Consider the following 26,480-nt stretch of genomic DNA (forward strand, 5'->3'; position numbering starts at 1 on the left):
AATCGAAAACTAACCATTTACAATTGTTCAAAAGCTCATTTGAAAACCCAATTAAAGATGATTGCTTAGAAGAGAGTCACATGAATGGTCCAACTTGCAATTGTACAGCTGGTCCAAATGTTTGGATATTTGGTCAAGTAGTAACTTATATAAGTAGCACTACTATTAACTCGTACCAAAATGGCGGGACAATCTGTGTTGCGGGAACATTAATCATTGACCGTGTGCAAGTTTTTAGGGGCACTACTTTTAAAATGGGACCAGGAGCTATTATACAAGTATTAAGCAATGCTCATTTGGGTGCTTATCAGTTTACCAACTTTGATGCTTGTGGATCTGAAATGTGGCAAGGGATTTTGGTTGAAGGTTCTATCTTATTGCATAAGTCTTCAATTTCAAATGCCTTTTATGCTGTCGAAGCTACACCGAACGCATGGGTTCGCACTGTATTTGATTGCACATTTGATAGAAATTATTGCAGTATATATGCACCAAACGGGACTAACTTTTGGGGACAAATTTCGAGTTGTGAATTCACGTGTTCTTCAAACCTAAAACCAGCAGGTCCAAATGCGCCTGTGGTTGAGGGGTTTGGCTCAAAAAGTTGGGCAGGAATTTATATAAGTGAATGTGTGCTCCACATCTCAACAAGAAATGACTTTACTAGATTGCACAATGGAATTCTTGCCGACAATGGCTCTATTTTAAGCGTGAGCAATAACCATTTTTATAATCTGGATGGGGCTGATTACTATGGCGGCTTTAACGGAAATGAAAAATTTAGATTAATCAAAGGGAATGGAATTGTGATTAACACTTCTGTTGGGACATTTATTAAAAATTCCTTTGATTCTCCATTGAGCTCAGGAATTACAGTATCCAGATCTGATCTCACAGCTTTAGGAAATACCTTAAATATAAATTTCGGAATCTCTTTTGTTAATTCTTCTGCAAAAAGTACTTTAATCCAAAGCAATACAATTAATTATATAAATGGTGGAATTTTTGGTTATAAGGTTGAGTCTCCCAGACTCTTACAGATCAGTGCCAATCCTCTTTATGGAGAACAGACCGACAATCAATTTCCCGGTACATTGATTAATTCAAATTTTGGAATTGAGATTTTCAATATCAAGCCTTCTGGAGGAGGAATCATTACTGGACATACCAATTTTTCAATTGACAAAAACAGTTATGGTATTAAATTAACCAGATATGGAGATATGGAAATATCCAATAACAACATTAATGTCAGAAGCAATTTTTACAATTCCAATAGTATCAACAAGTCGGCCATCAACCTGATAGAAAGTCATGGCGATTTTGTAATCGGAAACAGCATATTTACCACTTCCGATCTAGGAGGTGTAATACATCATGGCATTATTAATTCTTGGTCAAAAAACAATGTCTTTTGCTGCAATTCCACACTTAGATCCTCTTACGGAGCTTACTTTACCGGGGATGCGGACGAAACTCACCTGTTAGGTACCGATTTTCATCAAAATCCCATCGCCTCTCTCTACATGGATGGCTATTGCTCCGAGCAGCCCCATTATGCCAACTTTTGGCCGGGACTTACAGCACCCATTGAAGCAACTCATGTTGGCACCGAATTCGATTTAAGAAGATCCAAATTTTATGTAAGGAATGACGATCCCAATTTTCTGCCCAATCCCATACTGACGCCCCAGACCAATGAACCCTGGTTTGAGCCAAGAGACGGAAACGAATCAAAGTGCATCGTGGTCTGTGACTCCTTTATCAGAGCAAGAAATATGCTGGTCCCTCCGGCTGGCCCTCGCATCACCGGTACCGACCTGGATATTGCCCATCCCGATGCCGACTTTGGTGATTATCAGGACGGAAGGTCATGGAACTCCCGGATCTGGCTTTTTCAAAAGCTCTCAAGTTGGCCTGAATTGCTGGGACAGGATCCTTTGATCGATTCTTTCTATTATGCAACTGTTGGCTCTCCAATGGAAACTTACTATCAAATGCGCAGATCCATGAGAACTTTGTCCGATCCCCCGGTTCAGCATAAATCATTATTAAACTCATACAATGATGATTTAGCCAATATCGTGTTACAACTTAATGAGCTTGATTCCTTACTACAGCTGGATGGTGCAGATACCCTGACTCTGGAGAACATGATTCTGGAAAGATTACAAGCTGCTGACTCCATTAGGCTCTTGTATGTGTCCGTCACAGCAGATCTGGATTCCATCTATAGGTCCGCGGCGCAAAGCTTAAAGGATGAATGGCTCATCATCTCAGCAAACATCTATGAACAGCAAATAGAAAAAAATATCTCCTTGCTTTATCTGAAGTACGTAATAGAGGGAATTGACAGCTTAAGCCAGTCAGACTGGCAGACCATAAATACCATCGCCAACCAATGCCCTAAGACACAAGATTATACGGTCTTTAACGCCCGGGGCTTGTACCAGCTCCATGATCCCCAGATGGAATATGAAGATGCCTTTTTATGCTCAAGTCCGCTGCCATTGATAAGCTCTTCCGCAACAGAACAACAAAAATTAATGGTAGTCCATCCCAATCCTGCAGATCAATCCATTGTTGCATCCACTTCTTATGATTTAATCGGTAAACGCTTGCGCTTAATATCTTTTGATGGCAAAGTGTTATATACTCAAATGATTCTGAAGCCTGCGTTCGCCCTAGAAATCAGTACTGGTCATCTTAATCCGGGTCTTTACTTGATCCAGATTCAGGACGATCGATCAATAATTTCCTCCGTTAAAACCATAATTGTTCATTAATTTATTCTCCAACAATCCACGGGATGGTAAATCATCCATCCCGTGGATTATTTTACCCTTAATACAATGAAATACTTGCTGAATTTAATGATCTGCCTTCTTAGTACGATATGCCTACAGGCTCAAAAACACGACTTTATATGGCTGTCGGGCTATGGGGGCGGAATGGGCAGTGGAAATTTTGGTTTAATTAAAATTGATTTTCACGAAGGTAATCCAATAATGAGTTATCGGACAGATAAAGCTATTGATCTCCAAACTACCAATACAGGAATATCTAACTTTGATGGCAAACTGCGCTATTACTCCAATGGAGATATCCTCATTGATTATAATCTTGAGTTGGTACCCAACGCACAAAATCTTTCCAGAGTAGATAAAGAGAGGGGAATCCCTATTGACCAGTGCGCTTTATTTTTGCCTTACCCTGACAAGCCGGAACATTACGTACTGCTCTACCCCAACGACACTGTTTACAGGATAGACACTTTTGGAGGTGCGGTAGCATTTAATGGAATGAAGGTTTTGACCATTAAGTTTGACTCCACCCATGAATCCCATCAAATCCTCAGCAGAGATTCTCTATTGACCAGAGAATATATACTAGAGGGGGGGTTTACAGCTGTACGGCATGCCAATGGCAGGGACTGGTGGATCATGGTCTTTGAGCGCAGCCCTTCTACCTTTGTGCAGCGTTATATTTTGGATCCTTCTGGATTCAAGTATGCAGGAACACAAAATTTGATAGATTACATCAGGAACGGAGTGTCAAATGCTGCCTTTTCTCCCAATGGCAGATATCTGTCAATCATTTCAGGCATAGGACAGAAGATTGGAACTTTTTTATACTTACTTACCTTTGACCGATGTAAAGGTGATCTAAACTTAATCTTAAAGGAAAATTTAATCACTCGCGGTCTTTTCTATGGAGTTGGATTTTCTCCCGACAGCAGGTATCTATACTGGGGCCACTCCTATAAGATATACCAGATGGATCTTGCTGATCCTGATATCCTGGGCTCAGCCATATTATTGGACACCATTGATCCCATCCCAAATTTTGGAATGAGTTGGGCATTTTTTAGGAATGGCCCTGATGGCAGACTATACTCAGGTACAGGCTATGGGCAGCCTTACCTGCACGTCGTGGAAAAGCCCAATCTCAGAGGTAAAGCAAGCATACCCAGAAGAATGGGGATCCCCCTGAAAGTTAAAAACAACTCCACCCCTAACTTCCCCAATTACCGCGTAGGGCCCATAGAAGGAAGTGTCTGCGATACTCTCGGCATAGACAATGTCCCTTGGGCTTGGTGGCGATACGATCAGGATACTGCTAAATATCGATGCTTTGAGTTTGTGGATCTAAGCGGATATTTAACGGAAGAATCAGAGCCAGAATGGTATTGGGATCTGGGTGATGGGACTCAAAGTCGGGATACTTCTCCAATCCACTGTTATGAGAAAGATGGAATCTATGAGGTCTGTCTGATTGTTAAAAACAAATATGGTGCGGATACCCTATGTAGGACCCTGCATGTCGGAACTTCTGGTACTAATGATGAAGGAAAAATTGGGATTAAAACAGATTTATTGCCTAATCCTGCATCTGACCATTTTGTGCTCAATGTCCACGACTACCTCCCCGAGCGCATGTACCTGCATCTGGTGAATGCACAGAGACAGACGGTTTATACTCAGCGCCTTTATCAAGGCAGCAATGTCATCGATACCCATGCTCTGCCCCCGGGCCTGTATTCGGCCCTGATTTATGAACGGGGCATCCTGGTCAAAGCAGAAAAGCTGGTGTTGATGGGGGAGTAATTATGGATTTAGTATATTTGAATTGGAAATCCAAATCGATTGATACAATCGTTTATGCAGGATAAAAACATAAGCGACATCCTAGGTGATGGCAAATAAAATAAATATCATTAGAATTCAATCGATGAGAGCAATGATTCTCATTGCTTTCCTTCTCTTCTTATTCCATATCAGTTCTGCTCAAAAACAAGACTACACCTGGATCCTGGGCTACAGCAGCTCAAGACTTTACTCAGATACTACCATTGGCACCACCATCGTACGCTTTGCTGATGAGCAACTGCGCATGACCCGCGATACCATCGAAGCCAATCATAATGCAACCAGTTCATTGATCTCCGACCCCAAGACCGGTGAGCTGATCCTGTACTCCGATGGTTGCAGGGTATGGGACCATCGCCATAATAGGGTCAAGGGCTTGGAGGAAATCAATCGCGACAGCTATTTTTGGGGATCCTATTATGGGACGAATATTTCTCAGAATATTCTCATTCTGCCTGATCCTTCTGCAGACCACACCTATCGCTTGATTTATTTGTGGTTTGATAAACCTAAGTACGACACCGTATTTAGAGCCAATAAATTGAGATCGACCTTGGTCAACGTGAAGGACCCTGATCAGTCTGTAGTCCTACACAAGGATTTGGATATTTATTTTGAATCCTTTTCAGTAATTGGCATTACTGCTTGCAGACATGCCAATGGCAGAGATTGGTGGATTGTCGTACCGACAAGACATTCTCATGATAAAGTGGTGTTCTTACTCGATCCAGAGGGATTAAAATTTTCAAATAAATATGTCTCCGGATTGAAAAGTCGGACCATGGGATATGGTAATGCCGCATTTAGCCCAGATGGAAAAACATATGGATGGTTGTCCGAGGATGATCGGGCACTGGATGGGGGCTTTATCGAGTTGTTTGATTTTGATCGCTGCGAAGGCAAGTTGAGTAATCATAGACTAAAACAACAAACGGGGTATCAGTTTCAATCGGGTGTGTATCGCATTGAGCTTACAGCCAAACATTCTGATTGTACAAACGAAAATGCTCTTGTTAAATGGGTTACAGTAGAATTATGCCCGGATGAAGGTATTCCAGCCAATTGTTGTGTTTCAGCTGCATTTATCTATCCAAATCCATCTGGCGATAATGCTATTCTGCATTATACACTTGAGGAAGAAACTAATTTGCAAATTGACATTACTGGAATAAATTTACCAACTCCCGTAACCTTGCAAAACACCAACTGGAGTGCAATTGGAAATTATGATTTACCTCTGGATTTAAGCCCATTTCCGGATGGTGCTTATCAAGTACGTCTCTTTCTAAATCAACAAGAAATAATCCCAATTAATCTTATCAAACAACAATAACAAAGTAATCCATTTACTGGAGGGGAACTATTGGAGTCCCTCTCCAGTATTTTAAAAAATATCCAAATATGAAAAATTCAATTTTCTTCTTGTTTTCTTTCTTAACAATGGCAATTTATGGCCAGATAGAGGTTCCGGATTTTGAATTTAAAATTTATATCACCAATCCTGACGGAGACAAAGATTCACTTTGTTTAGGAGATGTGTTAAGGGATAAACATGAATATGCAGACACAGCGTATGGAGAATACGATGTCTCACATATCCCCTACCGATCTAGTCTTGACATACGAATGACGTTTTTACCAAATTCAAATCCTGAACAAAAAAAATTTATTACCAGATATAATTGCGACACTATGGGACCATTTTTACCACCAAGAGGTGATCCCTCACAAATTCCAATAGGCTTTTACAGTCGCAGTTATCCGGTTACTTTGAGCTGGGACAAAGAAAAATTCCACCGAGACACCTGCCGCGACAGCAGTTTTATAACAAGGATAGATTATAGTACATTTGATTTCTTTGATGAACGCAACCTACCCAAAGTAGAGGCGCGACTTAGCACGATGAATCAACTTATATTAGATAAAGACTATTTGGAACAAACCAATTATGCTGCTTGGGCCAGGAGAAATTATTATGAAACCAAATTAAACAACGGTGACTCTGGTGTCATCTATATGATCCACATAGGCATTACCAATCAACCACTCAGGATTCTAATCGATACTAAAAATCCTCAGAAGCAATCATCCATCAGTCTGTATCCCAACCCTGCACTTGATAATATCCATATTCTCAATTCTGACGGATTTTTTAATTCCCGGCAGTTTGATGTTTTTGATTTCAGCGGAAAGAAGGTGCGTACAGTAGTTTCAAATACAAGTATTGACAATCTCAACATTTCAGTCCATGACCTCCCTCCGGGCATCTATTTGATAATGCCTTTAGACCGGACATGGCTGAAGACATTTGTAAAAGAATAAGGAAATCTTGTATAAGATAAAACGCGCTAAATAATTTGGTTTGATGTGGTTGGTGAACTCGTATCGAAGCAGTAATTTGATCGACACCGAAAAGCTGCCTGCAGGCTTGTACCATGCCGTGATTTACGAGTGCGGAGTAGTGGTGAGGTCGGAGAAAATCGTCATCCTGAAGGAGTTTTGAGTTTTGAATTCTTAGTTTTGAGTTTTGAATTCTTAGTTTTGAGTTTTGAATTCTTAGTTTTGAATTCTTAGTTTTGAGTGCTTAGTTTTGAGTGCTTAGTTTTGAATTCTTAGTTTTGAATTTTGAGTTTTGAATTCTTAGTTTTGAATTTTGAGTTTTGAGTTTTGAGTTTTGAATTTTGAGTTTTGAATTTTGAATTCTTAGTTTTGAGTTCTTACACTCCTCATTTAAAACTTAAAACTATATCTTAAAGCTTCATTAATCGATCTAAAATACGAGGAAGATCTAAATCATCTATTATTTCCTTTTGGGTACAAATATCCATTAAAAGTTCGTCCTGCTTTCTGCCCAAGCACATCGCCTGATGGTAGCTGATGTCCGGTCGAAAGGTAACCAAAGCGTATTTGGAATAATAGGATGGATCGAATTTTTCAAGTCGATTTTCCAGCGCGCGTTTTCTTTGGAAAACAGGATCTCCGACTTTGTCTCTCATTTCGATAAAATTATCTTCCGCCAAATCAGCGATCGCATCTGCATTGATTTTTCTGCTGTCCGTAAATTTTTGAAACAATTCCTCAGCCTTTAAATTTTGATCCATCAGTTGATCCAAGACAAAAACATCTTCAAATCCACAATTCATACCCTGACCATAAAATGGAATAATGGCGTGAGCTGCATCTCCCAACAATTGCAACTGATCCTGATAATACCAGGGATGACATTTGACGGTGTATAAATGTCCTGTAGGGTGTTCGAAAAATTCTTTGGTGAGTGCCGGAATATGCGGAATGGAATCAGCAAAATATTTGGCATAAAATTCAAATACATCTTCTTCCGTTTGCAATGCCGCAAAACTTTCTTTTCCTTCATAAGGCAAAAACAAGGTCGCCGTAAATGTAGCGTCGGGATTTGGCAATGCAATCATCATAAAATGTCCGCGGGGCCAAATGTGCAAAGAATGATCGTGAATTCTAAACGAACCATCTTCCGCAGGTGGAATGGTCAACTCTTTGTAACCGTAATTTTGAAAATTTTGAGCGTAGTTAAAACGGATCAAAGGACTAATTCTCATCAATTCTTTTCTGGCCACAGAGTTTGCACCGTCGGTGGCCAAAAGTGGTATATTCTGATGCATAAAACGCTCTCCATTTCTGCTTTGAAACACGGACTGAAAATTCTGAAAATCCAGACTGCTCAATTCGGTGTTGAAAATGATGGCATCTGGCTGAATTTTTTCAAGCGCATCCATTAAGATGACATTCAAAGTGCGGCGACTAATGGAGTTGATGTGTTCACCGGGACGCTCACTATAAGGTTGAAATTGGAGATTTCCTGCCAGATCGTGTACCATTCGACCTTGCATGGGCACAACATGTTGGAGCATCTCTTGTTTTAAACCAAGCAACTCCAGGGTTTGGATTCCACGATCGGATAAAGCCAGATTGATTGATCTTCCTGCAGAAATACCGGACAGGCGCATATCCGAACGAGATTCATAAAGTTTAACTCTAAAGCCTCTTTGGGCCAATCGGAGACCTAACAAACTGCCTACCAGTCCTGCTCCTGCGATGATGTAATCCGGCTTTTGCTGCATGTTGATCTTGATGTGTTATAGAATGTTTATTGGATTTTTAGCACTTTCTTACATGCGGAATAAAGTTGATGCACATCTTCAAAACTATTGTACAGTGGGACCGGCGCTACCCTGATCACATCGGGTTCACGCCAATCAGCGATGATGTGCAATGCTGACAATTGATGGTATATTTCTTTGTTTGCATTTTTGATTTGAATCGAAACTTGAGATCCGTGTTCTTCTTCCACTTCGGGTGTCAGTAAGCGAATTTCCGGATGGTCCAGACTGTTCATTAAATCTCTAAGGTATTTGTGAAGTTTGAGAGACTTGGTCCTGAGTGCCGGCATTCCTGCTTCTTTAAAAAGGTCCAGTGATGCCCTGATGCAGGCCATTGGGAGAATGGGAGGATTGGACAATTGCCAGCCTTCTGCCCCGGGAAGAAGATCGAGCTTAGGCTCCATTAGAAATCTTCTCTGCTTATTGTGTCCCCACCAGCCCGCAAACCTCGGTAAATCATAGGCTTTGGAATGTCTTTCGTGAACAAAACAGCCCGCCAGACTTCCAGGTCCGCTGTTGAGGTATTTATAGCTGCACCATACTGCAAAGTCAGGACCATCTTCGTGGAGATTGAGCAATAAATTGCCTGCACCATGCGCCAAATCAAAACCAACCACACAACCTTGCGCATGTCCCCATTCTGTAATCTTTCGGATGGGATAGGCCTGACCGGTGTAATAATTCACCGAACCGATCAAAATCAAAGCAATGCTTTCACCATGTTGCTTGATGACTTGTTGAATGTAAGCTGGATTGACATATTCGTCTTCGTTTTCCGGTTGGAGGATGATTAAATCGATTTCCGGATCATATCCATGAAATCGGATTTGAGATTCCACTGCATATCGGTCAGAGGGAAAGGCGCTGTATTCTATCAGTATTTTGCTTCTGCCGGGTTTGGGCCGGTAAAAAGATACCATCATCAGATGCAGATTGACAGATAGCGTATTCATCACTACGACTTCAGAAGGTTTTGCTCCAACCACTGCTGCCATGTCTTCGGTCAATATCTCGTGGTAGCTTACCCAGGGCCTCATCGCCTGGAGATGTCCTTCTACTCCGAAACGGGCCCAATCATCCAGCTCCTGGCGGATATAATCTCGGGTTGATACCGGTTGCAAGCCAAGCGAATTACCACAGAAATATAGCATTTTATGGGTTCCACCGATGGTGGAATTCGAAACAGGAATCAAGAATTTTTCACGGAATCCAGCCAGTGGATCCTGGGCGTCAAGTTCTGCAAATTGCGGAATGGAATCATTCATCCTACAAAAATAGCAATTCGACCAGCCTCGGGACTTCAAATTAAAATCAACCGGGAAATCTACAATAGATGGCATTTATGCACAGCAAGGCCAAACATCAATATAATATATTCATTTGCAGTATTTTACGATTTAAGAAAAAAAATATTTAACTATTAAAAGGATGTTCTTACCTTTGCCAAAACAAAATTATTCAACTTAAAAATACGTTTATGAAAATCAAATTTAGTTTTCTCCTCGGACTTTTCCTACTCATTTGCGCAAGCAACTTGAAAGCACAAGACTATAAATCTGCGATTGGTCTAAGATTAGGATTTCCTCTCAGCCTTTCCTACAAAACCTTTATCAGTGAAAAAGGCGCCATCGAAGGGGTATTGGGTTACAGAGGATATTCTTTCTATAGCTGGTTAAATCTTTCTGCTTTTTATCAGCATCACATGGCCATTCCTTCTGTAGAAAGATTAAAATGGTATGTTGGTGGTGGAGCATCTGTATACTATTGGAACTATGACGACGCACATTGGGGACCTGCGGCTGATGATTATTCTTCTTTATCTTTTGGACTTCATGGAATAATTGGTTTGGACTATAGTTTTGACAATATTCCATTAAATCTAAGTGTAGATTGGATTCCTACCGTAGTGATTGGTGGAGAATTTTTAAGCGGATTTGGAGGAAGTTATGGTGCATTGAGCGTCAGATATATTTTGAAATAAATCCATTCTAATTTAAAACATAAGTGCCGGTTCATTTTTTGACCGGCTTTTTTTTTGGGTAATGATTGAAGTCTGCATTATCCTTTTCTCGTCCTTGGATCCAAATACCATTGAATGAGATCAGCGATCAGCATACCCGCTAATGTAAAAATGGCCGATACCATAAATATCCAATAGGCTACGGTCCAATCTCTCCCAGCCACCGATTGGTACATTAACCTACCCACACCCGGAATGCTGAAAATGGACTCTACCACCAAAGATCCTGCCATTAAAAAAGGAATCGCTGCAGCGATCCAGCCAAGAATTGGTATGAGCGCATGTGGGTAAATTTCATGTTTTAAACCTTCTTTAAATGGAATGCCAAACGAGTAGGCCCTCATCCAAAATCTTTGCTGCAATGCAGCATTTAATCCTCCGTGACTCAATAAAAATAAAATGGCCAATGAAGGCAATACCAAAGTGATTAAAGGTAAAATAAAACAAGATGGCTGCTGCATCCACGCAGAAAATCCTCCCATACTGGCGTCACCCAAATACATCGATGGAAACCAATTTAGAAAATCTGGATTTGCAAAAAACAAAATCAACAAACTTCCAAACCAAAAAACAGGCACCGCATGCAGTAAAGTGAGTATTCCTATTACTGACTTCGTCCATTTTTCTGAATGGCGTTGGATCACCCACACTGCCAAAAACCAGGACAATAAAAAAATCAAAATGACCGCCGGCACCTGCAATGCAAAAGTCCAGGACAGGGCTTGCATCATTTTTTTAGAAACAGGAATCCCATCTTTTTGTGAATAAGATGGTTTGGTTAAGATCTGGTGGTATTGATTGTTGCCGGCATTCCATGAAAATTGTGGAACAAAATCGATCCAATCCAAGCTTTTTCCCACTTCTCTTTCTTTTAAAACACTAAAATAAAAAAGCGGGAATTGATTTTCTTTTTTGACCATGAGTTCCGGATTTTCTTCTATTCCCAAATCTTCAGCAGTCCCGGGAATTTGATCAATGACCCACAATCCCAAAAAAGATAAAACCACCAAGGTCATGATAGATTTTGTCAAACTTTGTAAAAAAACTTTTAACATTCTACTCTTTATTCCTGATCATGTTTTCCACATAGCCCGGTCGCCGCATGGTTGGAATCAGTTCTAAGCCTTTCCTGTATACTATTTTCTCCAGGGGCGAAAATAAAAAGATATGTGCCTGGTCATCGTATAGAATTTGCTGAAAATCCATATACGCTTTTTTCCTTTGGATATCATCCTTTGCATTTCGGATGGCCATAATTAAACTATCGGTCACCGTGTTACCATAACCGGAGACATTAAATCCTCCCGGATTGGATTGTTGTGTATGCCAGGATTGAAATGGATCCCACAATGAAGGGGATTGTCTGGATGCCATGGTGGCCAGCTCAAATTGGAAATTTTTTCGATCCTTCATAAAAACAGCAGATTCCTTGCTGATGACTTCAATCTTAATTCCAATTTTTTTTGCTTCTTCCTGAAGAAGAATGCCCAGATTTTTTCCAATCTCATTGCCTGTGACAGAAAGTTGCAGGATTAATTCCTTCCTCTGCCCATTGATCTCCAGATCCAGCGTGCCGTCTTGATTGCTATCGCTCCAGCCTGCTTCTGTCAGGATATTTTTCGCTTCCTGAGGGCTATACGCTACCGGGCTCAATTCTTTGTGATAATAACTTTTTCCGGGCAATACCGGACCAATAATTCTGCTGGCAAGGCCATTCATCTGGGTGGAAATAAACTGATCCAAATCGAGCAATCTGGCCAGGGCCTTCCTTACCTCCAATCTGCTGAGAAAAATATTCCGGTGATTGATCTCAAGATAATAGTACTGCATCACGGCCGGAGTAGCCACTTCAAATGCAGGATTGGATTTGAGTTCATCAAATTGTCTTGCGCTGACATCGGATACAAGATCAATCTGTCCATTTTTCAACGCAATGACAGCACTTGCCTCTTCCGGGATGACAATGTATTCTATTTGATGTGCTTCGGCACTCAACAATGGAAAATCCTTGACCAATGATTCTCCCCACCAATTGGATTTTTTCTCCAACACAATTCTCTTACCAGTTTCCCAGCTCTTTAGACGATAGGGTCCGCAGCCTGTTATGATTTTCTTACAGTAAGCCTCACTTTCAAAATCTCTGGCATAATTTTGAAGCAATACCCAACGATCCTTTCCCATTGAGCTGGAGTCTCCAATGACCAATTCAGGGATGGAAAATGCTTCCAACACCTTCCCAGTATCATACACATGCGCCGGATATATACAAAAATTGCCGGTCATTTCCCGACTGAGCATATAGGAGCTTTTAACCATTGCTCTGAATTTCTTCGGATTTTGCAAATCAATGTCAACGTCGTAGATATTTTGGAAAAAACCACGCCAACTGCCATTTCTCAAATGAGGGTTTAATGCTGATTTGATGGTAAACGCCACATCCTTGGCAATAACGGGTTGCCCATCGTCCCATGTTGCGTTCTCAAATATTTCATAATCATACGCGAGCACCGAGTCATTGATTTGGACGGGAGCTTTGAGTTCTTTGACCAACATGGGAGAGAGTTCAAGCTGGTCGGGACTGTATTCAAAAAGCGGGGGCATGATCAGAATCTCGATTTGAGTGGCCAACGAAGATTGTGAAACAATCGGCTGCAGACAATCGGGTTCTTCTTTTACCCTAATTTTAAGATGGAAGAATTGATTGCTACTCTCAGGTTTGCAAGCCAGGTGGAGGAAATACAAAAACACGAGAATGTAATGGCTCAGACTAATCTTTAAGTTCATTTTGTTGTTTTAACTCACATTCTGAAAATGATGGAAGTACAAAGATCTAAAATTCTGATCACAGGAGGCACTGGTCTTATTGGCCAATCCTTAAAAAACAGCTTGATTGAACAAAAAAATGAAGTGAACATCCTCAGCCGCCAATCTGCTGATGCTCTTAAATCAAGATATGCATGGGATCCAAAAAACCACCGCATGGATGCTGCTGCCTTACTTGATACGGATGTCATTGTCAATTTGGCTGGATCATCGATTGCAGGTGGCTTGTGGACCCGTCCTAAGAAAAAACAAATCTTGCAATCAAGATTAGATGCGATCAGAACCTTATCCGAAGGGCTCAGACAATCCAACCACCGCCCGCGTCTGATCATCCAGGCAAGTGCCATTGGTATTTATGGACACCGACCCGGTGAATACTTGGATGAAAATTCAAGCCTTGGCATTCATGGATTTCTCACAGAGACTGTAAAAATCTGGGAAAAAGAATCTGAAGTACTTAGCTCACTGACTGAGCATTTGGTTCATATCCGCATTGGTCTGGTCTTTGGTAAATCCGGAGGAATCTGGCCTTTGATGACCATGAGTTCCAAAATGGGTTTTCTATCCTGGTTTGGCAGCGGCGAACAGTTTTATTCCTGGATTCACTTGGATGATGTGGTCAAATCGATCAGTTTCATCATTCAGCAAAAAACACCAGCGGTTGTGTACAACTTGACTGCTCCCAATGCAGTCTCTCAAAAAACAATTCTACAAATAGCCGCTAAAAAATTTCCGAACGTATTTTTATCCTTCGGAATACCGGATTTTTTAATGCGGCTTGTGCCCTTTGGTATGTCAGAACTTGTAATGACTGATGCCAAAATTTATCCAGGCAATCTGCTACTTCAAAATTATCCATTTGTACATTCGGAGATCAATGATTGTATTCAATGTCTTCTTCAAAAATAAATAAATTTTGGTAAAAAAAATAACTTCAGAATTGCCATCATTTAAAATTTTATAAAGATCAAAAATAGATTTAATGAATCGACGGTCGATTGAACCACAAACATTGATCTCAATTTCCAAATATATATAAAAATAGTATGTACCATTGTTTAAGGAATATTTAAACCTAATCTATCCGAAATTGGTTAATTTTGTTCACTAAAAGTAAAAATCATGGCAGAACCAGCTAAGAATCCCAATGAAATCAACATCGAATTAAATGAAGAAACCGCCGAAGGGGTGTATTCCAATCTGGCTATCATATCTCACTCTCATTCAGAATTTGTTTTGGATTTTATCAGACTCATGCCCAACGTGCCAAAGGCCAAAGTCAAGTCAAGAATTATTCTCACTCCTCAACACGCCAGAAGGTTGATGAAAGCATTGGGAGATAATGTCCACAAATACGAACAACAATTTGGTCCAATCCAAGATCCGGAGCCGCCACAAATGCCTCCAATGTCTTTTAATACTCCTACCGCTCAGGCTTGATTATTTAAATGCATTTTTATCCCACTTTTTTATTATGAAATCCATATTACATTTTATTTTATTGCTCAGCCTTGGCTTTCAAATTTCCGCACAGCCATCTATGCTCACCGCTGAAACTCTTTGGAAACTCGGAAGAGTAAATTTGGAAGATGTCTCAGAAGATGGGTCGATGACTGTTTTTTCGATAACAAATTTTGATCTTCAATCCAACAAATCCAATACGAACCTTTATACCATGAGGACGGATGGAAGTGCTCCACCGGTTAAAATCACCAATCTGGAAGGTCATGAAAATAACGCCAGATTTTTTGATGGAGGTAAAAAAATCATGTTCTTATACAATGGAGTACCTTATACCTGCAATGCGGATGGATCGGATCAAAACAAATGGGCCGATTTTGAAATGAATGGTTTTCTGATATCACCCAAAAGTGATGTCTTGGTCTTTATTCAGGACGTCAAATACAGAACATCTACGAAAGAAATCCATCCTGATCTTCCTTTGGCCAATGCAAGAATATATGATGACCTTATGTACCGGCATTGGAAATCATGGGATGATCTGCACGACAACAATGTATTTTACGTAAAAATGCAGGATGGAAAAATGGATGGCAAGCCCCTCAACATTGTCAATGAAGCTTTTCAGGCACCAGTAGATCCAATGGATGGAATTGAACAAGTAAGCATTAGTCCTGATAGCAGATACATTGCCTACAGTTGTAAGAAACTGAAAGGTGTTGAATACGCCGTTAGCACAAATACGGATATTTTTGTGTACGATGTCCAAACACGTTCCACCAAAAATGTAAGTCTGAACAACAAGGGATATGACAAAACTCCTGTCTTCTCTCCTGATGGTAAATATCTGATGTGGAACTCAATGTTGACTCCTGGATACGAAGCAGACAAAAACCAGCTCGTGTTGTACGATTTATCCAATTCGACTGCAAAAATGCTGGGAACCCAATATGACAATGATGCGGAACACGCTTCATTTGCCCCGGATGGTAAAAGTGTATTTTTCATATCTGCCAAAGATGGCTGTCAGCAAATTTTTATTCAGGATCTTTCGACCTTACAAATACGACAAATTACAACAGGTATTCACGATTATACTTCTTTGGTTCCCACATCCAAAGGAATTGTAAGCACAAGAGTCTCTATGACACAGCCTGCTGAATTGTATTTTGTGAATGTCAACGGCGCAACGCGTCAAATGACCCATGTGAATTCCGAACTGTGGTCGTCTGTTAAAAAACCAGAAGTTCGACAAAAATGGGTGAATACCACCGATGGTAAAAAAATGCTGGTATGGACCATTTTGCCACCTGATTTTGACCCCTCCAAAAAATACCCCACCTTGCTTTATTGTCAGGGCGGCCCCCAATCAACCGTCAGTCAGTTTTTCAGTTATCGCTGGAATTTTTCGCTGATGGCCAACCAGGGATACATCATTGTTGCACCCTGCAGAAGAGGAATGCCTGGTTTTGGACAAGAATGGAATCTTGCCATTTCCAAAGACTGGGGAGGACAATGCATGAAAGATTATCTGAGTGCCATCGATGATGCATCAAAAGAGCGTTTTGTGGACAAAGAAAAGCTAGGTGCCATTGGTGCAAGTTTTGGGGGATATTCGGTATTCTATCTGGCGGGTATTCACCAAAAAAGATTCAAATGCTTTTTGTCACATTGCGGCGTGTTTAATCTTGAATCCATGTATGGTACCACGGAAGAAATGTGGTTTGTCAATTTCGATTTAGGTGGACCTTATTGGGATAAGACCCATAAAAAGCAATACGAAAAATTTTCACCCCACAAATTTGTGGAAAACTGGGATACACCCATGATGGTGATCCACGGAGAAAAAGATTTCAGGGTGCCGATGAGCGAAGGCATGCAGGCATTTCAAGTGGCCAGGTTGAAGGGCCTACCTGCCAGATTGCTTTTGTTTCCTGAAGAGGGTCATTGGATTCAGTCACCGCAAAACGGGGTGCTTTGGCAGAGGGAATTTTTTAGCTGGTTGGACAAATGGCTTAAGTAAACATACCTGAACCAATTGATTTTGATTGGAAAAACAAACAAAGACAATGGCAGATGATTTCGTTTATACTTTAGATGCACAGGGTCATCCGCGAAGTCCGGAACTGGCTAAAGGAAAAAGAAATTATCTGATCGACATCGATGGCACCATTTGCGAGGACATTCCGAATGAAGAACCTGAAAGAATGAAAGACGCAAAGATTTATAAAGGTGCACTGGAATTTGTCAACCGATTGTACGAGGAGGGCCATCAGGTTTATTTTTTCACCAGTCGAACGGAAGACCTGCGAAAAATTACCGAGGAGTGGTTGAATCAGCACGGCTTCTTATACCATGGTATGGTCATGGGAAAGCCAAGGGGTGGAAATTATCACTGGTTGGACAATCACATGGTTACCTTTCATCATTACAACGGTTCTTTTCCAGAGATCGAATCGCATGACAAGAAAATCTGAATTGGTGATCTGTAATGAAAAAGGACAAAGCCAAATTTTATGTGGTGTGGGAAGGTGAACAACCGGGTATATATACAAGTTGGTCTGAATGTCAGCGGCAAATCAAAGGATATCCCGGAGCGAAATACAAATCATTTGAATCGTTGAAAGATGCTCAGGAAGCCTATCTAAATGGGCCTTCCACATCCAATGTTTCTTCCAAAAAAACCAAAACAGTATCAGAAAAATGGCAAGATCACGTACCCGTTGGCAGCATCGCAGTAGATGCAGCCTGCGAAGGCAATCCCGGTCCGGTGGAATATCGGGGTGTGGATCCCTATTCTGGTAAAGTACTCTTCCATCAGGGGCCATTTAACAATGGTACCAACAACATTGGCGAATTTTTAGCGCTGGTGCATGCCCTGGCATTGCTACATCAAAAAAAAGACAATACCACAAAAATATACAGCGACAGTGCAACTGCCATCAGTTGGCTAAAACAAAAAAAAGCAAAGACCCAGCTAGATTTTAATTCTTCCAATCAAGTCTTGTATGAACTGGTAAAAAGAGCGACCCTGTGGCTTCATCAAAACAGTTATCAGAATCAGGTCATCAAATGGGAAACACAAAAATGGGGAGAAATTCCTGCTGACTTTGGCAGAAAATAACTTTTGATGCGATCATGACAAATAAAGTAAAACATGGGTTCGTTTCTCTGGCAGTAAAAAACGCCACGTTTTACATTTTTCTGATCCTGATCAGCTCGACGCTGATTGGCTATTTATTGTATCGCATTACTTCAGACATCGTACTTTCGAGTTCACAGCAACAGCTGAAGCACAATATAGAAATCCTTGATCTGAAAATTAGTTCGTATATAGACCATATCAGAAAAGACATTTTGTATTTATCCAGGAGTCCTTACTTAAAAGATTACATTAGGGATCAATCGAAAAATGCCGAGGAAAAACAGAACAAACTGGCGAAGGATTATATTTCATTTATGTCCACCAAACCAGACTATGCCCAACTGAGGGTTATCGGCAAAACAAACAATGGTCAGGAGATTCTGCGCACAGACAGAAAAGGAGATACGCTTCACCTCATTCAAAAAAATCAATTGCAAAGCAAAGGAGAATACTCCTATTTTAAAGAACCACTGGAATATCCGGAAGATTCGGTTTACTTTTCAGTGATCGATTTAAACAAAGAATTTGGAAAGATCTCAAAACCAGAAATGAGCACCTTAAGAGCTGCTTGTCCCATTTATTTGGAGGATACGGTATTTGGAATCATCATCATCAACGCCAATCTAAATGCATTTATTCGCGAGCTAAAAACCTTCGTCCCAAAAGAATTCAAACTGTATCTGATCAATCAAGATGGCTACTACCTTTTGCATCCAGATCCTGAAAAAGAATTTGGATTCGAAAAATCACAAAAAGCCACGGCATTGGATGATCTGGGTATTGAAATTAAGAACAACAAACCGACTTCCGAAATTTATACGAGCGAACTCGATGACAAACATCTTTTCATCTATAAAAAAATCTCCTACCCTCGAAAATCATATTCACTCATTCTCGGCCTTCAATCTGACCGCGAAACCATTCTTAGTTATTTTTACCGGTGGCAGGGATTGATCATTCTGGTGACCCTTGGAATTATCCTGATGACCATTCTTGCAGCACTTTGGTGGATGAGAAAACAAACCCAAAGTCTGAAATCGATTACTAGTGCAGTGACAAGTTTTAAACAAGATTTGCGCACAGAGAATTTGCCATTGCAACTCAATGATGAAATCGGATTACTCGCCAATAGTTTTAAGGAAATGGCTGATACCATCAAACAAAATATCACCAATCTAGCAATCGCCAAAGAGGATGCCGAAAATGCCAATCAGCTGAAGGAAGAATTCCTGCAAAACATGAGTCATGAAATTCGAAATCCACTGCAAACCATCATTGGAATGTGCAGGATTCTAAATGACAATACACCCAGACCTGACCAGATTCCTTTGATTGAAAGTTTGCAGTACAGCTCAGATCACCTTTTGACCCTGGTCAACGATGTTTTGGATTTTTCCAAACTAAGAGAAGGGAGAATTCACTTGATACAGGATCGATTGTATCTTTCGGATTTTCTCAAACAAATTCAAAAATCCTATATCTACGAATCCAGATCCAAAAAAATTGAATTTGAGCTGCAGGTGGAAAATCATCTGAAAGAACTAACACTAATCACAGATCCTGTCAGATTGAAGCAAATTTTACACAACCTGATTTCAAATGCATTTAAATTTACAAGGGAAAATGGAAAAATTGAATTATCGGTAAAACATCTCTACTCGGATTCAGAAATGGTAAAGCTGCAATTTGAAATAAAGGACAATGGGATTGGAATCAAACCCTCTCAACTCGAACGCATCAGACAAAGATTTATCCAAATCAAAGACCAGAGGGATCCAACCATCAATCTGGATGGAGCAGGACTGGGCTTACCCATTGTGATTCAGCTTCTAAAATTATTTGACACCGAACTAGAAATTGAGTCAACTCCAGAAGTGGGTTCTGTTTTTTCATTCCAATTGAAAATGAAAAAGGCTGAAACCCTAGATAAAAGTGCTTCCTTCTCAATCACCACCCAAGCAGAATTTCATTTTGGCAATGTCTTGCTGATGGATGACGATCCTTTGGTTTTGCATTTATATGAACACGTCCTGGGATCTTATTCTGAATCCCTCCGTGCTTTGACCCAACCAGAGCAATTGTCCGATTTAGATCAAATGGACAAATTTGATTTGATCATCACCGATTTTCATTTTGAAAGTACATCTGCAGAGAAAATTGCGGCATTGATCAGGCAGAAATTGAATAAGGCTGGAAAACTTGTTTGCATCTCTGGTGCCCAGTTTGATTATCCATTTGCACAATCGCAAAAATGGTTTGATGCCATCTGGTTAAAGCCCATCAAACCAGAAAAATTGCTTGAAAATCTAAATTCTCTATACAGGAAAAGACCACACGCTTCATTTCAACAAATCCATTCTGATTATGATGATGATTCACTGAAAGTAAGCAAGGTGCTGGAAATAATGAAAAATGAATGGACAAAAGCCATCGAACATCTGGAAAATGCCATTGTGGCAAATAATCGGGATGAAATTCAACGCGTCATTCACAAAATGGCCAATGTATTCAGGACACTCAATCTTCCTGATCTTGAACGAGAAATTAAAGATCAATTAATTCCCTCGGATTCCGATGCCCCATCAATAAATCCACAACAAAACTGGGTGGAATTGAAAAAAATTCTTTTGGGTTACAGAAACCAGATCCACCTTCACTTGGCAGAAATTCAAAAGGTATAATCTGGAATAAATAGGTAATAAAATGGCATGATTGAAGAAAATAAGGCTTATTAAAAAAATTAAATTTGCCATTTCGAATCAACTTTTTTTACACAAACTTATTTTAGGTTTGAACATTATACCGATCAAAAAATAAAAAAAAAATCAGGAAAACAGGTGCTTGAGCATAATAAAAATACAATGGTTTGCAGATTCAATTTTTCAAAATACATCCTTTGCATTTTTGCTTGTTTTGCAGTATTTCCTTTGATTCACCAACGGATATATGCTCAGCAATCAAATCCTTCAGATACCATTGGTCATCAAATTTTGGATGAAGTCATCATTCGCTCTTACAGGCAGCAACTTAAAGTATTGGAGCTACCAGATGTGCACAACCAGTATTTGGTGGCCGGCAAAAAGAATGAGGTCATTCAGGTCAAAGACCTCCCTTTTAATCAGGCAGAAAAAACGGGCAGGCAACTTTTTGCGAAAATACCAGGTGCTTTTATATACGACATGGACGGAAGTGGCAACCAGGTCAATGTAGCGACCAGGGGATTGGATCCACATCGGGGATGGGAGTTTAACATTCGCCAGAATGGCATCATCACCAATTCTGATATGTATGGTTATCCAGCAAGTCATTACAACGTACCCATGGAGGCCATTGACAAAATCGAAATTATCAGAGGCACTGGCGCACTCCAATACGGAGCACAGTTTGGAGGAATGATTAATTACATCACCAAAAAGCCAGATCCTTCTAAAAAATTGTCTTTTGAATCAATCAACACGGTCGGATCTTTTGGTTTATTCAGTTCCTACAATGCGGTGGGCGGAAAAATCAGAAAATTGAATTATTACGGCTATTACCATACCCGGAATTCTGACGGATACCGACAATATGCAGAATCCAAATCCGATGCGCAACATTTGCATCTCAGCTACCAATTTTCAGAACAATTTTCTGCCATCGCAGAAATATCCCGCAGTTATTATCGATTTCGATTGCCGGGGCCTCTTACCGATGCCATGTTTGAAGCAGACCCAAAGCAATTCACCCGTCACCGCAGCTACTATGCACCGGAAATTTATGTCCCCTCTTTATCCTTTCAGTGGAAACCAAATCCAAATTCACAGATCAACGCAGTTGTTTCCGGGATTTTTGGAAACAGGAGCAGTGTGTTGTTTGAAGGACTAGCTACCATCAGAGATACCATCCTCGAATCCACCAGACAATATGCACCCAGGTTTGTAGATGTTGACCAATTTAATTCTAAAACATACGAACTGAGTTTTCTTCATACGCAATTCATACGGGGTCATAAAAATACATTTGTGGTAGGAATACGTGGATTTCACAATGACATGAACAGAAAGCAGCAAGCACCCGGAACGACGGGCACAGATTATGATCTTAGTACCACAGGACCCTTTAGAAGAGATCTCCATTACCGAAGCAATACTGCTGCGTTTTTTATGGAGAACACATTTTACATTACTGACCATTTAACCATTTCTCCCGGATTCCGATATGAAACAGGTCGGTCAGACCTTTCCGGCAAAATTCAATATTTGCAAGACACAAATATCCCCAATCGGATTATTCACAACATTCCTTCCTTGGGCATGGGTTTGAAATATGAGATGACCCCTCAATTAAAACTGTACGGTGGTATTTCACAAGCCCACAGACCGGTCATTCTGAAAGACATTATTCCCGCCTCTGTTCTGGAAAGAGCCGATCAAAATTTACAGAATGCCAGAGGCTTTGTTTCTGAATTGGGCTTAAAGTCCAATATAGAAGACTGGTTCAGATTGGATGTTTCTGCTTTTGCCATCCAATACAACAATCGTCTTGGTAATCTTTTTATCCGGGAAAACGATTCCGTCGCCTATACTCTTAAAACCAATATTGGTGACAGCAGAATCATCGGTCTTGAATGCTATTTGGAAATTACACCCCTTCACAATGGAAAAAGTCTTTTATCCCTGTTTACAGCAAGTTCTTATATGCATTCCCAATACATCAATGCTATCATCCGTACAGGACCGGATGCCAATACTTCCATCCATGGAAATGCATTGGAGTCTGTACCCCGTTGGATCAGCAGAAACGGCATCCAATATGCTTACAAGTCTCTGAATCTTACCCTGCAATACAGTTATACCTCTGAGACGTATGCAGATGCCCTGAATACCATCACTCCAAGCGCAGATGGTGCCATTGGACTTGTACCAGCTTATGGCATTTTGGATTTGTATGGTTCTTATAAATTTGGCCAGCAATTTATTATTAGAGCAGGGCTCAACAACATTGCAGACAAACAGTATTTTACCAAAAGACCTCTGTTTTATCCCGGACCCGGAATCTGGCCATCGGATGGCAGAGGATTTTATGTTTCATTTGGCATTAAACTTTGACATTGATCGGAACTCAATGGTTTTTTATGATTTCAAAGGAGAAAATAGGTTTATGTTTTCCTGAACCTAGACCTGTCTTTCATGTTAGAATAGGATGAAGATGATCTAGTTTTAAGATTATCAGTTTCAAGACAATTTTTATTATTGGGTTTATCGAATTCCCAAAAAACAGTATTTTAAAAAACTATGCAATCATGAAAGAATTTATCGCCAATCTCAAAAAAAAAGAAACCAAAGTAAATATTAGTATTGTTCTCAATACGCACAGGACCAAACCAGATAATCTTCAGGACCGGATATTGTTAAAAAATTTGATAAAAGAAGCTGAAGAAAGATTGCACCGGGATTATGACAAAGCACTTGCATCGCGTTTGTCAGATCAGCTACACAAATGTGCTGAAAGCATAGACCACGACTACAATAAAGAAGGCCTTATATTGCATGTCAATGAAAATATTGCCGAGTACCATAGAATAGGAATCCCGGTACAGAATAGAGTCATCATCGATCCTAGTTTTTCTTCAAGAGATTTAATTCGCGCCAAACAACTGGCACTCGATTACTTCGTTCTGGTACTCAGCAAACAAACTGCAAAATTGTATTTCGTACATTCTGAAGATGGGATACAGGAATTAACCGGAGATTTTCCAATTGTCAACCATCATGTACCTGCAGATCCACTGATTCAATCCACCAACAAAGGTCAGGACAATCTTGTCGAAGAGTTTTTTAACCAGGTGGATAAGAAACTGCACAAATACTTCACAGAAAGTAAACATTCTGTTTTGTTGTTGACCGAATCGAGAAATTATGATCATTATCTTAAAATAGCGGATCATAAGAACCGACTGGCTGGATATGTGCACGGCAATTTTGAAAATACCAGCGCACATCAGATTCTGAACGCTTCTCAAGAATATATGACACAAAAAACCCTGGATGCCTTTGAAGAAAAAATGAATGATCTCGCTAAAGCCCAGAAAGCTGGCAAAGTTGTTAGCGATACAGCAGAGATCTGGCGAGCCATCAAGGAAGGCAAAGGACAAACTTTGTTTGTCCAATCAGATTTAATCCTACCTGCTGTGGTGATGGATCATCAGATCGTTTTGGTGCAAAAGGCCCATTCCACGGAAAAGTTTTCAACGGATGACCTGATCGACGAGATGATTGAGCACAATATATTGCAAGGTGGGGAGGTGGTTTTTGCAAACAATGGAAGCCTTGATGCTTATCAAGGTTTGGCGCTTAGCGTAAGATATTGATTGAATCCTGATCCTTCTGTCCTGACTAAAGTCCCATGTCAAGGTCGTCGGGCAATTTTTCAGTGTCCTTTTTGTAATGCTCATGCAAGACAACAGGTTTTGTCTTTTTAGCCAGTCGCATTTGTAAAATATTCACTGCAAAAGAGAAGGCCATCGAGAAGTAAATATAACCTTTTGGAATTTCAACATCAAAGCCTTCTGCCACCAATGTAAATCCAATGAGCAAAAGAAAACTCAGTGCGAGAATTTTAAAGGCAGGATGCTTGTCCACAAATTCTGCAACAGGCTCTGCAGCCACCAACATAATAATGACAGACAGGATGACTGCTACATACATGACCCAAAGTTCGCGGGCCAGTCCAACTGCGGTAATAATGCTGTCCAAAGAAAATACAAGATCCATGATCACAATTTGTGCAAGCACTGCTGTAAAACTCAGCTTGACAAGTTCCAAAGTTTTATCAGCTTCCTCCCCTTCTGTCTTATGGTATATTTCTGTGGAAGATTTGTACAATAAAAAGATTCCTCCCAGAATCAGAATCAAATCCTTTCCAGAAAATCCTTCTCCCCAAATATGAAATAAATCAGCTTTTAATCCAATGACCCAACTGATGGCTGCCAGCAGCGCCAACCTCATAAACATGGCTAAAAAAATACCCAGCCTTCTCGCTTTGCGCTGTTGTTCTTTGGGCAACTTAGACGATAAAATAGAAAGGAAAATGATATTGTCAATACCCAAAACGATTTCGAGCAAAATCAGGGTAATGAGCGAAATAATAATTTCAGTTGGCATAATTTAATTTTTTGTTGATTGAAGTTGAGTGTATCATTACAAGGTCCCTATCGGGGTTATTTTTTCCTGGCATTTGAAGACTTTGGTCCTAAGCGATGTTTGCCTTTGTACAATTTTTCTCCCGCATACAATGGAAAAGACAATCTGTTTTCTTCTGGTGGAATCGGACAGTTAAAACCATCACTGTACGCACACCATGGATTGTAAGCTTTGTTAAAATCCACCAATAGTCCATTGTCATTTGTCAATGGCGCTTCAAGGTCCAAATAACGTCCTCCTGCATAAGTTTCCTCCCCATTGCTCTGATCGTAAAACAGCAAAAACAAATGTTGGAAACTGTCCGGAGCAGATGCGGGTCTGTACAAAAAAAGTGTATGGATGCTTTCATTCCATTGAAAACTGATTTTTGCACTCCTAACAAAATATTTAAGCCTGCCGCTGGTGGTTGGCATGATGACACTATCGGCATCTGTTATCTTTTGATAGTTGCAAAACAAGCTGAACTGTTCATCTGCCGGAAAGTATCTCAATTTTTTGAGGTCCCCTTTTCTTAATGGAGAACGTTGATCTTTTAAATGTTCCTCTGCGATCTTAGTTCTGTGTTGTTGAATGGAAAGGGCATAATCATTTTGAGCAGATAAGATACTGGATACCAAACAAAGCAACCAAATTCTGATAAACTTGTAGATAAGCGGATGAAGGAATTGTTCTGTTGTACAGTTGGTCCAATTCATCCTGCAAATCTAATACAGCCTATTGTACCCATCAAAAAAGATTCATATTTAAAATGCAAATAGGCTTCAGCCCAAACCGGCCCTGAAGGAAGTCCTCATTTCTGTATCCAATGCCGGGGTAATACGACCAGCCATTCCGCACAAGCACATTCCGGTTGATCCCAGGGTGACTTTACCCACTCGGCGGTACAGTCCGGCAAGGTCAGGGCTAGCCCGGTCGCCCATTTGACAAAGAAATGCCCCGGTAGAATGCTATGCTGTCCAGATCAGTTGAATTCTGACAGGAAAGTTCCCTTTATTTCCATTATGACCCATGTCTATCTGCAAACCTTAGAATGAACCGCCGGTCTTAGCACCCTAGCTTGTACTT

Annotated in this window: 21 protein-coding genes; 14 read left to right on the top strand and 7 right to left on the bottom strand. The window is 40.4% G+C overall.

Translation table 11 applies throughout. The features are described from left to right. Nucleotides 1-254 precede the first annotated feature (254 nt). From IPM48_02590 to IPM48_02610, 5 genes are all read left to right on the top strand, one after another. Nucleotides 255-2,786, top strand: coding sequence for a hypothetical protein (locus IPM48_02590; GenBank protein MBK9270459.1), 2,532 nt, complete (start codon nucleotides 255-257; stop codon nucleotides 2,784-2,786). 66 nt (nucleotides 2,787-2,852) lie between these two features. Next, on the top strand, nucleotides 2,853-4,607 hold the full coding sequence (locus tag IPM48_02595) for a PKD domain-containing protein (protein MBK9270460.1): 1,755 nt from the start codon (nucleotides 2,853-2,855) through the stop codon (nucleotides 4,605-4,607). Nucleotides 4,608-4,740: 133 nt separating this feature from the next. Next, nucleotides 4,741-5,982 (top strand): T9SS type A sorting domain-containing protein, encoded by a 1,242-nt coding sequence (locus IPM48_02600; protein ID MBK9270461.1) that lies wholly within the window; start codon nucleotides 4,741-4,743, stop codon nucleotides 5,980-5,982. 68 nt (nucleotides 5,983-6,050) lie between these two features. After that, nucleotides 6,051-6,971 (top strand): T9SS type A sorting domain-containing protein, encoded by a 921-nt coding sequence (locus tag IPM48_02605; GenBank protein ID MBK9270462.1) that lies wholly within the window; start codon nucleotides 6,051-6,053, stop codon nucleotides 6,969-6,971. 43 nt (nucleotides 6,972-7,014) lie between these two features. Beyond that, entirely contained in the window at nucleotides 7,015-7,152 is a 138-nt protein-coding gene (locus IPM48_02610) for a hypothetical protein (GenBank protein ID MBK9270463.1), read from the top strand. A gap of 247 nt (nucleotides 7,153-7,399) precedes the next feature. On the opposite strand, the gene IPM48_02615 is transcribed toward IPM48_02610, so the two are convergent. Both IPM48_02615 and kynU read right to left on the bottom strand, forming a co-directional pair. Then, the gene (locus IPM48_02615; GenBank protein MBK9270464.1) at nucleotides 7,400-8,746 is read right to left on the bottom strand and encodes an FAD-dependent monooxygenase; all 1,347 of its coding nucleotides are present in this window, start codon (nucleotides 8,744-8,746) and stop codon (nucleotides 7,400-7,402) included. Between the two features lie 26 nt (nucleotides 8,747-8,772). After that, entirely contained in the window at nucleotides 8,773-10,050 is a 1,278-nt protein-coding gene (kynU, locus tag IPM48_02620) for a kynureninase (GenBank protein MBK9270465.1), read from the bottom strand. A gap of 212 nt (nucleotides 10,051-10,262) precedes the next feature. Between kynU and IPM48_02625 the strand changes: the two genes are divergently transcribed. Next, the gene (locus tag IPM48_02625) at nucleotides 10,263-10,766 is read left to right on the top strand and encodes a hypothetical protein (protein ID MBK9270466.1); all 504 of its coding nucleotides are present in this window, start codon (nucleotides 10,263-10,265) and stop codon (nucleotides 10,764-10,766) included. Between the two features lie 77 nt (nucleotides 10,767-10,843). Here the strand turns inward: IPM48_02625 and IPM48_02630 are convergent, their stop codons facing one another. After that, nucleotides 10,844-11,836: an ABC transporter permease gene (locus tag IPM48_02630; GenBank protein MBK9270467.1), complete on the bottom strand. Its 993-nt coding sequence runs from the start codon at nucleotides 11,834-11,836 to the stop codon at nucleotides 10,844-10,846. A 25-nt stretch (nucleotides 11,837-11,861) separates the two neighbouring features. Continuing rightward, entirely contained in the window at nucleotides 11,862-13,589 is a 1,728-nt protein-coding gene (locus tag IPM48_02635) for a hypothetical protein (GenBank protein MBK9270468.1), read from the bottom strand. 27 nt (nucleotides 13,590-13,616) lie between these two features. Here IPM48_02635 and IPM48_02640 point away from each other — a divergent pair, with 27 nt between their 5' ends. From IPM48_02640 to IPM48_02675, 8 genes are all read left to right on the top strand, one after another. Continuing rightward, nucleotides 13,617-14,537, top strand: a complete 921-nt coding sequence (locus tag IPM48_02640; GenBank protein ID MBK9270469.1) for a TIGR01777 family protein — start codon at nucleotides 13,617-13,619, stop codon at nucleotides 14,535-14,537. Nucleotides 14,538-14,750: 213 nt separating this feature from the next. Then, entirely contained in the window at nucleotides 14,751-15,068 is a 318-nt protein-coding gene (locus IPM48_02645; GenBank protein ID MBK9270470.1) for a DUF3467 domain-containing protein, read from the top strand. A 34-nt stretch (nucleotides 15,069-15,102) separates the two neighbouring features. Beyond that, nucleotides 15,103-17,112, top strand: coding sequence for a S9 family peptidase (locus IPM48_02650; GenBank protein MBK9270471.1), 2,010 nt, complete (start codon nucleotides 15,103-15,105; stop codon nucleotides 17,110-17,112). 46 nt (nucleotides 17,113-17,158) lie between these two features. Continuing rightward, nucleotides 17,159-17,566, top strand: coding sequence for a phosphoheptose isomerase (locus tag IPM48_02655; GenBank protein MBK9270472.1), 408 nt, complete (start codon nucleotides 17,159-17,161; stop codon nucleotides 17,564-17,566). A gap of 14 nt (nucleotides 17,567-17,580) precedes the next feature. Next, the gene (locus tag IPM48_02660) at nucleotides 17,581-18,213 is read left to right on the top strand and encodes a ribonuclease H family protein (protein MBK9270473.1); all 633 of its coding nucleotides are present in this window, start codon (nucleotides 17,581-17,583) and stop codon (nucleotides 18,211-18,213) included. 14 nt (nucleotides 18,214-18,227) lie between these two features. After that, nucleotides 18,228-20,915 (top strand): HAMP domain-containing protein, encoded by a 2,688-nt coding sequence (locus IPM48_02665; protein MBK9270474.1) that lies wholly within the window; start codon nucleotides 18,228-18,230, stop codon nucleotides 20,913-20,915. A 180-nt stretch (nucleotides 20,916-21,095) separates the two neighbouring features. Continuing rightward, nucleotides 21,096-23,321 carry a TonB-dependent receptor gene (locus IPM48_02670; GenBank protein ID MBK9270475.1) on the top strand — a complete coding sequence of 742 codons (2,226 nt, stop codon included), beginning with the start codon at nucleotides 21,096-21,098 and terminating at the stop codon, nucleotides 23,319-23,321. 194 nt (nucleotides 23,322-23,515) lie between these two features. Next, complete coding sequence (locus tag IPM48_02675) at nucleotides 23,516-24,583, top strand: hypothetical protein (GenBank protein ID MBK9270476.1); 1,068 nt, start codon at nucleotides 23,516-23,518, stop codon at nucleotides 24,581-24,583. Between the two features lie 25 nt (nucleotides 24,584-24,608). Here the strand turns inward: IPM48_02675 and IPM48_02680 are convergent, their stop codons facing one another. The 3 genes from IPM48_02680 to IPM48_02690 all read right to left on the bottom strand — a co-directional run bounded on the left by IPM48_02680 (nucleotide 24,609) and on the right by IPM48_02690 (nucleotide 26,335). Continuing rightward, nucleotides 24,609-25,376: a TerC family protein gene (locus IPM48_02680; GenBank protein MBK9270477.1), complete on the bottom strand. Its 768-nt coding sequence runs from the start codon at nucleotides 25,374-25,376 to the stop codon at nucleotides 24,609-24,611. 56 nt (nucleotides 25,377-25,432) lie between these two features. Next, on the bottom strand, nucleotides 25,433-26,110 hold the full coding sequence (locus tag IPM48_02685) for a DUF1684 domain-containing protein (protein MBK9270478.1): 678 nt from the start codon (nucleotides 26,108-26,110) through the stop codon (nucleotides 25,433-25,435). Between the two features lie 66 nt (nucleotides 26,111-26,176). Next, nucleotides 26,177-26,335: a hypothetical protein gene (locus IPM48_02690; protein ID MBK9270479.1), complete on the bottom strand. Its 159-nt coding sequence runs from the start codon at nucleotides 26,333-26,335 to the stop codon at nucleotides 26,177-26,179. Nucleotides 26,336-26,480: the final 145 nt, after the last annotated feature.

It is taken from the genome of Saprospiraceae bacterium (genome assembly GCA_016715965.1).
Classification (GTDB): domain Bacteria; phylum Bacteroidota; class Bacteroidia; order Chitinophagales; family Saprospiraceae; genus Vicinibacter.

Bases quoted from the DNA above. Each gene is read 5' to 3' on its own strand.
- IPM48_02590 (MBK9270459.1), top strand. From the start codon at position 255: ATGGGACCAGGAGCTATTATACAAGTATTAAGCAATGCTCATTTGGGT.
- IPM48_02595 (MBK9270460.1), top strand. From the start codon at position 2,853: ATGAAATACTTGCTGAATTTAATGATCTGCCTTCTTAGTACGATATGC.
- IPM48_02600 (MBK9270461.1), top strand. From the start codon at position 4,741: ATGATTCTCATTGCTTTCCTTCTCTTCTTATTCCATATCAGTTCTGCT.
- IPM48_02605 (MBK9270462.1), top strand. From the start codon at position 6,051: ATGAAAAATTCAATTTTCTTCTTGTTTTCTTTCTTAACAATGGCAATT.
- IPM48_02610 (MBK9270463.1), top strand. From the start codon at position 7,015: ATGTGGTTGGTGAACTCGTATCGAAGCAGTAATTTGATCGACACCGAA.
- IPM48_02615 (MBK9270464.1), bottom strand. From the start codon at position 8,746: ATGCAGCAAAAGCCGGATTACATCATCGCAGGAGCAGGACTGGTAGGC.
- kynU (MBK9270465.1), bottom strand. From the start codon at position 10,050: ATGAATGATTCCATTCCGCAATTTGCAGAACTTGACGCCCAGGATCCA.
- IPM48_02625 (MBK9270466.1), top strand. From the start codon at position 10,263: ATGAAAATCAAATTTAGTTTTCTCCTCGGACTTTTCCTACTCATTTGC.
- IPM48_02635 (MBK9270468.1), bottom strand. From the start codon at position 13,589: ATGAACTTAAAGATTAGTCTGAGCCATTACATTCTCGTGTTTTTGTAT.
- IPM48_02640 (MBK9270469.1), top strand. From the start codon at position 13,617: ATGATGGAAGTACAAAGATCTAAAATTCTGATCACAGGAGGCACTGGT.
- IPM48_02645 (MBK9270470.1), top strand. From the start codon at position 14,751: ATGGCAGAACCAGCTAAGAATCCCAATGAAATCAACATCGAATTAAAT.
- IPM48_02650 (MBK9270471.1), top strand. From the start codon at position 15,103: ATGAAATCCATATTACATTTTATTTTATTGCTCAGCCTTGGCTTTCAA.
- IPM48_02655 (MBK9270472.1), top strand. From the start codon at position 17,159: ATGGCAGATGATTTCGTTTATACTTTAGATGCACAGGGTCATCCGCGA.
- IPM48_02660 (MBK9270473.1), top strand. From the start codon at position 17,581: ATGAAAAAGGACAAAGCCAAATTTTATGTGGTGTGGGAAGGTGAACAA.
- IPM48_02665 (MBK9270474.1), top strand. From the start codon at position 18,228: ATGACAAATAAAGTAAAACATGGGTTCGTTTCTCTGGCAGTAAAAAAC.
- IPM48_02670 (MBK9270475.1), top strand. From the start codon at position 21,096: ATGGTTTGCAGATTCAATTTTTCAAAATACATCCTTTGCATTTTTGCT.
- IPM48_02675 (MBK9270476.1), top strand. From the start codon at position 23,516: ATGAAAGAATTTATCGCCAATCTCAAAAAAAAAGAAACCAAAGTAAAT.
- IPM48_02680 (MBK9270477.1), bottom strand. From the start codon at position 25,376: ATGCCAACTGAAATTATTATTTCGCTCATTACCCTGATTTTGCTCGAA.
- IPM48_02685 (MBK9270478.1), bottom strand. From the start codon at position 26,110: ATGAATTGGACCAACTGTACAACAGAACAATTCCTTCATCCGCTTATC.
- IPM48_02690 (MBK9270479.1), bottom strand. From the start codon at position 26,335: ATGGGCGACCGGGCTAGCCCTGACCTTGCCGGACTGTACCGCCGAGTG.